The organism is Frankia sp. CeD (assembly GCF_000732115.1).
Lineage (GTDB): Bacteria > Actinomycetota > Actinomycetes > Frankiales > Frankiaceae > Frankia > Frankia casuarinae.
This window is the reverse complement of sequence record NZ_JPGU01000048.1, coordinates 24,334-32,936: the sequence shown is the minus strand read 5'-3', so window position 1 is coordinate 32,936 and position 8,603 is coordinate 24,334. Positions and strand designations below refer to the sequence as shown.

Annotated in this window: 8 protein-coding genes; 5 read left to right on the top strand and 3 right to left on the bottom strand. The window is 67.9% G+C overall.

Features of this window, described 5'->3' with window-relative positions; genetic code table 11:
- Window positions 1–626: transposase (locus CED_RS25525; protein ID WP_235187138.1), on the bottom strand; the 626-nt coding region annotated here is incomplete at its 3' end.
- Between the two features lie 52 nt (window positions 627–678).
- Here CED_RS25525 and CED_RS18420 point away from each other — a divergent pair.
- A complete protein-coding gene (locus CED_RS18420) occupies window positions 679–1,848 on the top strand; it encodes an ISAs1 family transposase (RefSeq protein WP_084680856.1) in 1,170 nt (389 codons plus the stop codon).
- A 574-nt stretch (window positions 1,849–2,422) separates the two neighbouring features.
- Here the strand turns inward: CED_RS18420 and CED_RS18415 are convergent.
- Both CED_RS18415 and CED_RS18410 read right to left on the bottom strand, forming a co-directional pair.
- Window positions 2,423–3,013: an ATP-binding protein gene (locus CED_RS18415; protein ID WP_035912706.1), complete on the bottom strand. Its 591-nt coding sequence runs from the start codon at window positions 3,011–3,013 to the stop codon at window positions 2,423–2,425.
- 49 nt (window positions 3,014–3,062) lie between these two features.
- Window positions 3,063–3,356 carry a hypothetical protein gene (locus CED_RS18410; protein WP_035912703.1) on the bottom strand — a complete coding sequence of 98 codons (294 nt, stop codon included), beginning with the start codon at window positions 3,354–3,356 and terminating at the stop codon, window positions 3,063–3,065.
- 202 nt (window positions 3,357–3,558) lie between these two features.
- Here CED_RS18410 and CED_RS18405 point away from each other — a divergent pair, with 202 nt between their 5' ends.
- From CED_RS18405 to CED_RS18385, 4 genes are all read left to right on the top strand, one after another.
- Window positions 3,559–4,428, top strand: coding sequence for a helix-turn-helix transcriptional regulator (locus tag CED_RS18405; protein ID WP_035912700.1), 870 nt, complete (start codon window positions 3,559–3,561; stop codon window positions 4,426–4,428).
- Window positions 4,425–4,634 carry a DUF397 domain-containing protein gene (locus tag CED_RS18400; protein WP_035912697.1) on the top strand — a complete coding sequence of 70 codons (210 nt, stop codon included), beginning with the start codon at window positions 4,425–4,427 and terminating at the stop codon, window positions 4,632–4,634. Before CED_RS18405 ends, CED_RS18400 begins: the two co-directional genes overlap by 4 nt.
- A gap of 1,554 nt (window positions 4,635–6,188) precedes the next feature.
- The gene (locus CED_RS18390; RefSeq protein WP_369807855.1) at window positions 6,189–7,823 is read left to right on the top strand and encodes a tetratricopeptide repeat protein; all 1,635 of its coding nucleotides are present in this window, start codon (window positions 6,189–6,191) and stop codon (window positions 7,821–7,823) included.
- A complete protein-coding gene (locus CED_RS18385; RefSeq protein WP_035912690.1) occupies window positions 7,823–8,602 on the top strand; it encodes an SDR family NAD(P)-dependent oxidoreductase in 780 nt (259 codons plus the stop codon). Before CED_RS18390 ends, CED_RS18385 begins: the two co-directional genes overlap by 1 nt.
- The last annotated feature ends 1 nt before the right edge of the window (window position 8,603 follow it).

Sequence of the window (8,603 nt, the reverse complement as noted above, 5' to 3'; positions counted from 1 at the left end):
CCGTAGGGGTCGGTGAGGCCCTGCAGGTTGATGCCGTGGTACTTGTGCTTGCCCGAGTAGTACAGCTTGTTGTGCGCGCGGACACGGTTGGTACGCACGACGGTGCCGTCGAGGATGAGGAAGTTGCTCTGGGTCCACGCGAAGATCCAGACCGCGGCGAGCAGGGTCCGGCCGTGAGTGGCGAGCAGGCGGACGGCTTCGCGGATGTAGTTGTGGACGGTGCCGACACTGACCTGGAAGCCCTCGGCGAGCTGCTCGTAGCGTTCACCCTTGCGGAGGTGGACGAGTACCAGGAGTGCCTGCTCGGGTGGGGGCAGCTTGCGCCAGGTCCGACGCTGGGCGCGATCCTCGGCCAGCAGCCCCGCGAGGAAGGTCAGGGCAGGGCTCCGGCACGTTCGCGCTTTGGTGTGATCGTGGCCGTGCGTCCTGGGTGGCGCTGATCGCGTGATCGATCCAGGTGTTCGTTGTTCTGGCCTGCTGGGCGGTGCCCTGGCAGGTTCTGTCAGCTGAGGTCCCGGTCCGCCCGGAGTTGGCTGGTGGGGTCCCGGTATGCCCTGATCGGGCGGGCGCGGGGGTCGGCGGGCGGACACGGCCAGGTCACGCGTCGCTGAGAAGAAGACAGGCACGGCGCCTGTAGATCACGGAGGNGTCTAACGTCTTCGTGGTCCGGGAGCGCACGTGCCTGTGGGGGCATTGTCGCGTGACGCGGCCGGTGTGGTGGGAGCCGGCGCGGTGTCGCGTGAGGGAATCTGGCAGCGGCTGCACGCGATGGGCGAGCACCGGGGCCGACGTGGGCGGGTCTACCCGCTGGCGGTGCTGGCGGCGGTGTGGCTGTGCGCGCTGACCGCGGCGGGCCATGACCGGGTCACCGCCGTGATCGAATGGCTCGCCGGCACCACGGAGGAGGAACGGCGCCGGCTGCGGCTGCCGTACGACCCGTTTGACGGCTACCGGCTGCCGAGCGAGTCGACGATCCGCCGGTTCCTCAACGACACCGACGACGCGCGGCTCGCCCGCGCACTGCTCGATCCGCCGCTGGCCGACCCGGCCCCGCCGAAGCCGGCGTCACCCGAGGCGGCGGGAGAAGCGGTGCGGGCGGTCTACGCACTGGATGGGAAGACCAGCCGCGGCGCGAAGCGCGCCGACGGGCGGCAGGTCCAACTGGTCGGGGTCGCCGACCAGGCGACCGGCCGGCTGGTCAACCAGCACGAGGTGGACTCGAACCGCCCTGTCCTCGAGCCCCTCGACCTTGCCTGCGACCTGTTGACCTTCGACGCTCTGCATACCGTGCGCGACCATCTCGACTGGCTGGTCACCGACAAGAAGGCCCATTACCTTGCGGTCGTGAAGGGCAACCAGCCAACGCTGCGCGCGTTCCTGGCCGCGTTGCCGTGGGCGGACGTCCCGGTCGCCGACACCACCCACGACCATGGCCACGGCCGTGACGAGACCCGCACGCTGAAGGCCGCGACCGTCGAGCACGCCGAGTTCCCGCACGCCCGCCAGGCCGTCCGGATCCAGCGCTGGCGCCGGGAGAAGGGCAGGAAACCCAGCCGGGAGACGGTCTACGGCATCACGGATCTGGCCTTCGAGCAGGCCTCGGCCGGGTTCCTCGCCGACGCCGCCCGCGGCCAGTGGATCATCGAGAACCGTCAGCACCACGTCCGTGACGTCACTTTCGGTGAGGACGCGAGCCGGAGCCGGACCCGCCGCGGCCCGGTCAACCTCGCGATCTTCCGCGCCACTGTCGCGCACGCGGTCCGCGCCGCGGGCCACCGCTACGTTCCGGCCGGGCGCCGGGCCTGCAAGACCGCCACCGCCGCGCTCGACCTGCACGGCTTTCCCTGACGATACGGACATCCAGGCCGTCCCGTCGGCGCGCGGACGAGCCGGTCATAACGCGAACGTGCCGGAGCCCTGAGGCCACCCCTGGGCGCTGGGGCGCCCAGGGGCAACCCCGGAGAACGAGGATTCGTGTTCCACGCCCCGCACATCATGGGCATCACCCATGCTGGAATTCGTATACGCGAACGCGATATGAATATGGTGGGCGTGGGCGCCCGGCTCGCTGTTTCGTGGGAAATTTTTCCACCTTGATCGGCCCGACGAGCCGCGTGTACCGGAGTCCCCTCCTGTCATGCAGGGAAACTTGAAAACCCCACCCTCCGTTATACTCTCCATTATTCCTACGGATATCTACTCCGATATTCCCTCCAATTAGGGATGGAGGGGGAGTTGGATGGTAAAANTGCAGGTCAGCCGCCTGTGGCCCCCTCCGACGGTCGGCCAGGCTGCGCCGGCCGGAGGCAGGAAGATTCACGTGCGGTGGCCCGGCGCCCGACCCGGGAGCATTCATCGACGTTCTTCTCGGAAGCCCCGGCTGGGTGTCGTGGTGGCGGGTGCCGGGTGTGGTGCCGGTCTTTCACGCCCTGTCCCGGGGCGGGAGGTACCAGTCGTCGAGTTCGCGTAGCCGGTCGATGACCCGCCGCAGGACGAGCGGGTCACTGTCGAAGGCGACCGGGCGGGCGGGAGCCGGGATGGGCGCGGGCGCGCGGGTCGCCAACGTGGCGGTGCTGTGGGAGGTGGCGACGGCCCGCGTCATCCTGGCCGGGAGCTGCGCCCACACGATCTTGCCGCCGGTTCTGGTCCGGTACCAGGACCATCGGTTGCTCAGGGCATCGACCATGAGCAGGCCCCGGCCGTCCTCGCTGTCGGTGTCCGGNGTGGTGACGCGGGGGCCGGCGTCGTTGCCGNCCCACNCCTCGATCAGGACGGTCCCGCCGGTCGCGGTGAGCCGGATCGCGATGACGTCGCCCGGGCGGCTGGCCTTCACAGCGTTGGAGGTCAGCTCGCAGGCGACGACTTCGGCGAGGTCGACGTCGTCCCGGTCGACGGACCATCCGGTGAGCGTCCGGACGGTGCTTGCGCGCACGTCGGGAACGGCGGCGGCCGTGGGCGGGAAGTGCGCCACGTCCACCCGGATTGCCGTCGAGATGCCCTCGGTCCCGGTCATGCCGGTCCCCGCATGACGCTGCGTGTGCGGCGGCGGGTGATCGTGGCGTTCATCGGTTTGTGGGCCGCGCGGGCTGGCGGTGCGACGGGTCGCCTGTCGCCGGAGCGTGACCGGGGAGGTCGCAGCCGGGGAGAACGGCGAACTCGGCCCAGGCCACCAGCTCGCAGCGGGCCTGTGACGGGCGGCGGCTGACCTTCGCTACCCGGTCATCCACGGTCAGGGGAAGGCGGGTCAGTGCCTGCCGCAGGCGGTGGTGCGCCCACTCGTGGGCGGTGTCGAAGTCGCCGAACGCGCCCAGCGGACGTCCTTCCGCGTCCCACACCACGAAGCGGTGTTCCTCCATAGCTCTTCTCCCTTGCCGGCTGGAAACGATCTCCTGGCGTGTCCTGTGCTCCGGGTCCCCGCGCGGTGACGGGCGGCGCTGGGGTACTGGCAGAATGCACCCGTGGAACTCTCATACGCAAGTACGTATGACTAATGCGTGAGCGGGCGTTGATCGGCCCGAGACAGGGGCTGGCAGACTGCTACCGGGAGAAGGGAGGGCGATGCCAGCCACACCGGGCCCCACCGTGCGGCGCCGGCGCCTGGGCGCGGAGCTGCGCCGCCTGCGCGAGGCCAAGGAACTGACCGTCGACCAGGCCGGGGAACACATCCACCGCAGCGGGCCGACGATCAGCCGGATGGAGACCGGCCAGTTCCGGTTCGTCCTGCGTAACGTCTCGGACCTGCTCGACCTCTACGGCGTCACCGACGACGAGCAGCGCCAGGCCCTGCTGGCGCTGGTGAAGGAGAACCGCAGGCCCGCCTGGTGGCACTCCTACGGCGATCTCGTGCCCCGCTGGTTCCAGGTCTACATCGGCCTGGAGGCCGAAGCCTCCGCGATCACGACATTCGAGAGCCTGCTCGTCCCCGGCCTGCTCCAGACCGAGGACTACACCCGCGCGGTCATCCGCGCCGCCTCACCGGAGCTCCCCGCCAACGAGGTCGACCGGGCTGTGGAAGTCCGGATGAACCGGCAGAAGATCCTCACCGGAGACCAGCCCGTGCAGCTGTGGGCGATCCTCGACGAGGCCGTGATCCGCCGCCACGTCGGAAGCCCCACCGTCATGACCCGACAGCTGGACCGGCTGATCGAGGCAGCCGAGCAACCCGCGGTGACGATCCAGGTCGTGCCGTTCACCGCAGGCGCCCACGCCGGCATGATCGCAAGCTTCACGATCCTGGGCTTCCCCGACACCGGAGGAGCCTCCGAGACGGTCTACATCGAAGCTCCCACGGGCAGCCTCTACCTGGAGAAACAGGCCGAGGTACGACGCTACGAAGCCTGGATGAACCAGCTCCGCAGCTCCGCTCTCGCACCCACCCCCAACACCCTCTCGATCATCAAAGCGGCACGTGAGGACCTACAGCGATGACCACCCACGGTGCGGACGCCCCACTGACCTGGCGCAAGAGCAGCTACTCCGGCGGCACCGGCGGCAACTGCGTCGAGGTCGCCACCCTCCCCGACGGCGGCCGAGCCGTCCGCGACTCCAAGAACCCAGACGGGCCGGCCCTGCACTTCACGGCCACCGAATGGGCCGCCTTCCTCGCCGGCGTACACGGCCACGAGTTCGACTGATCGTCACCGGACCGTCGCCAACGCGGCTGGGGCTACCAGTGCCGGCCGGATGGTCCGGCGACGACCTCGTATCGCCGTATGACAGACGCAGTCTGCGTCGCCAGACACCTACGCACACGACCTACGACTGGGGAGCTACAAGGCGAACATGACTAGCAGCGACGACCCGGAGAAATTCACCGCATATGCCACATTTTTCATACGGGGATATCACGAGGCTCTCGACGCAAACTTCAACGAAACGGTAAATGAGATCCTCGCGCAGGGTCTAGGGCGGAAACACCTCCCACTCTACGGACGGGCGCCGGGCAGGGACACTGGATTGGCCGCCCTTACAACGGAGGATGACTTCTACCTACTCTTCCTCGATGATCCGAACGGCGCACCGATACGGTGGACCCAGGCTGGGGAAAGCGAAGGATATGGCAGAGACTGGACCTTCAGCACGCCGTACGACAGGCGGACTAGGAAGGTGCGGGAACACTTCGGCCTCGGCGACAGCCAGGTTCTCGAGCTTGTCAATATTCCCGGAACGAACTTCCTGGCGAACAAGATCGAGTATATTGGCGATCAGGCGCTCAGTCACGGGAAAGGCTTCGGCAATAAGCACGGCCAACAAGCGGAGGCGCAACTCCCGGCCATCCACGCATCTTCGCAGCGTCAAAAGGCGCATGCCGAGCTTGGCGTTCGCTACCAGGCGCTAATGGCCTGGACCGGAACTCCGCAGACACGAGGCCAGGAGTTCGAACACCTGTGGCGGGATGCCCTCGCCCTCCATAGCTGGCACCCAAAGAAGATTAGGATTCATGGTGAGGATAACGACTNCACCGCCATCTATCAGGGTCTGCACATACTTGGCGAGGTCAGATGGTTCGCTAACCCTATGACCGGCGGGAAGATGCGAGAGTTCCTTGGGAAGCTGGACCCGCGACCCCAGACCATTGGACTTTTCGTATCGCACTCTGGATTCGACGCCGGCGCTATGAGCGTTCTTCGTCGTGCGGTCAACTCGAAAACCGTCGTCGTCTTTGAGCGCAACGAAATTGAAGAAGTCCTACTCAGGCGCGCAGACCCAGGACTCCTTTTCGACGAGAAGCTCCGCGACGTCTACGACTTCCTCTTCGAGAAAGGTTCCGAGCAGTAGGGTCAGGGCATCGACAATACCCTCGAAACGGGCGAATGTTTCTCCAAGCGTTCGGTGCCGTCACCGAGTTTAAGCACCTCCAGATGTCCGAGCGCAGCTCGTGCTCTGCATACGTGGCAGACATAGGGGCGATCCGGGGCGCCGCGAACAAGATCATAATTTCAGCTCTGACACGCCGACCAGACTTTGCTGTCTCGCAAGAATCGACAGTTCCGCCACAGTCCGAAGCGCTGGGAGGTGCCACGGACCCAAATGTGACAGATCCATACCGTAGGATCGCTTCCGGTGGCCGATCGCGGCGGGCGACGGCCTGATTTTCCCAGTCCAGAGGGTTGGGTGAGCCGGCAGTGGCCCGTGTCAGTCAACGTGCTGAGCAGCGGCAGCTTCGTGGTCGGATGCGCGAGTTCGGCATGAGCCATGATGAGATCGCTGGCGAGTTCGGGCGGCGGTTTCGCTTCCGGCCGCGGGCCGCGTTTCGGCATGCGTTCGGGTGGACGCTCGAGGAGGCCGCCGACGCGATCAATGCTCAGGCGGCGAGCCTCGGGCTCGATCCGGTAGGCCGGGCGAGCATGACGGGGCCGCGGCTGTCGGAGCTTGAGTCCTGGCCGGTCTCGGGTGCCCGGCGGCCCACACCGCAGATCCTCGCTCTGCTCGCGCACGTGTATGGCACGGACATCCATCGCCTTCTCGATCTTGAAGACCGCGAGCACCTGGCACCCGCGGACCTGCTTCTCCTCGACAGCTGTGTGCGTGAGGTCAGCGCGGCGCGCGGCCAGCCGCTGGCCACGTCAGCCGGCGTCGCTCGTGGTCGCGGCACTCCTCGGTGGCCCGGAGCCGCAGATGGGCTGCCGCAGCCTGCGCTTCTGCCGGTGTTCATGGACAATGAGCCAATATCCAGGCCTTCTGCCGTGCGTTCGCAGGCGCCGGTGCCTGTCGGGGGCGAGGGAGAGGGGTCACCGACGAAGCGTCGCGAGGTTCTCGCCGCTGTGGGCGCGTCTGCCGTCGCGGCCCTGCTCGCCCAGTCGGCAGCGGAGTCGGCGATGTTCGGGCAGCGCTGGGAGGAGTCCGATCTCGGCTCGACGACGCTGGAGCACCTTGATCTGGAGGTGCAGCGGTTCGGCCTGTCCTACCTGCATACGCCGCCCGAGCAGCTGTTCGTCCAGGTGCGGGAGTGCCGGCAGCGGGTCTCTGCGATGGTGGCGGGACGCCAGACGCTGGGCCAGCGGCAGCACCTGTGCGTTGTCGGTGGATGGCTTTCGGGGCTGATGGGGTCTCTGGCGCTCGATCTCGGTGACAGCGCCGTGGCTCATGCCCACTGCCTGACGGCGTGGCAGCTCGCCATGGAGTCCGGTGACGCCCGACTGGGCGGGTGGGTCCGAGGAACCCAGGCGATGATCGCTTTCTACACCGGCGACGCGGCGGACGCGTTGCGTTACGCGCTGGCTGGTCTGGACGTCGCTCCGCGGAACTCGTTCGTCCGGACTCGGCTTCTTGCGCAGCTGGGACGAGCCCATGCGCGCCTCGGAGACGCCGACGGTGTGAGCGTCGCGTTCGCCCGTGCGGAGGACTCCTTCGAGTCGGTGACGGAGAAGGCGTCGCACAGCATCTTCTCCTTCGACTNCCCCTACCTGCCGTTCTACGCCGGCACGGCCTACACCGCGCTCGCCAGGCCTGAGAAGGCGCGGACCTTCGCCCAGCAGGCGGTGACGTTGTGCGACGCGGCGGCGGAGAACTGGCCGGTCGCGCGAGCCTTGGCTCGAGTGGATCTCGCGCTCGCCGCGGTGCGGCAGAAGGAACCGGACAGGGCGTGCGCCGTGACCGTCGAGGCGCTGGAGATCTGCGCGACCGAACGACCGTTGGAACTGATCGTTCGCCGCACCGGTGAGGTCGTGCGGGAGCTGCGTCCCTACCAGGAGTTGTCGTCCGTCCGAGACCTTCACGAGCGCCAGACGAGTCTGGCCCGCACGGTCCGAGGCGCGCAGCGGACCCCTTCCGACCCCGGCGCCAGTTCAGCGGCGCATGAGCGACAGGCGGACATCCTCTAGTGGATCTTCATCTGAACGGTAAGGTCGCGCTCGTCACTGGTGGTTCCCGTGGCATCGGACGGGCGATCACGTCCCGGTTGGCGGCCGAGGGCTGCCGGGTCGGGATCTGCGGACGCGACTCCGACGCCTTGGCCCAGGCCGCAGCGAGTCTTGACCTGGCCGAGTCGGACGTCTTCAGCCTGACGGCCGACGTGACCAGGCCTGGCGACGTTGAACGTTTCGTCGAGGGAGCGGCCGAGTACTTCGGGGGCGTCGATCTACTGGTCGCGAACGTCGGCGGCACCGTGGGAGGAGATCTCCTCGACTCGACCCCCGAGGACTGGGCGCAGACGTTCGAGCTCAACGCCGGCCACGCCGTCCGGGCGATCCGCAGCGCGGTCCCGCATATGAAGAGGAACGGCGGCGGGTCGGTCGTCATCGTCTCGTCGATCTCGGCGTCGAAGCCGTCGCCGCGGGCGCAGTACGGGGCGGCCAAGGTCGCGGAGATCTACCTGGCCTCGGCCTTCGCTCGGGAGCTGGGGCCGTTCAACGTGCGGGTCAACGCGGTGAGCCCCGGGTCGATCCTCTTCCCCGGGGGCGGCTGGGAGAACTACGCCCGCCAGCATCCGGAGGACTTCGAGACGTTCGTGCAGCGGGACTTCCCCGCGCACCGGCTCGGCACCGCCGAGGAGGTCGCGGACGTGGTGACCTTCCTGCTGTCCGACCGGGCCAGCTGGGTGAACGGAGCCGACATCGCCGTCGACGGCGCCCAGGGCCGGCCGAGCGCCCGCGGCTACTGAC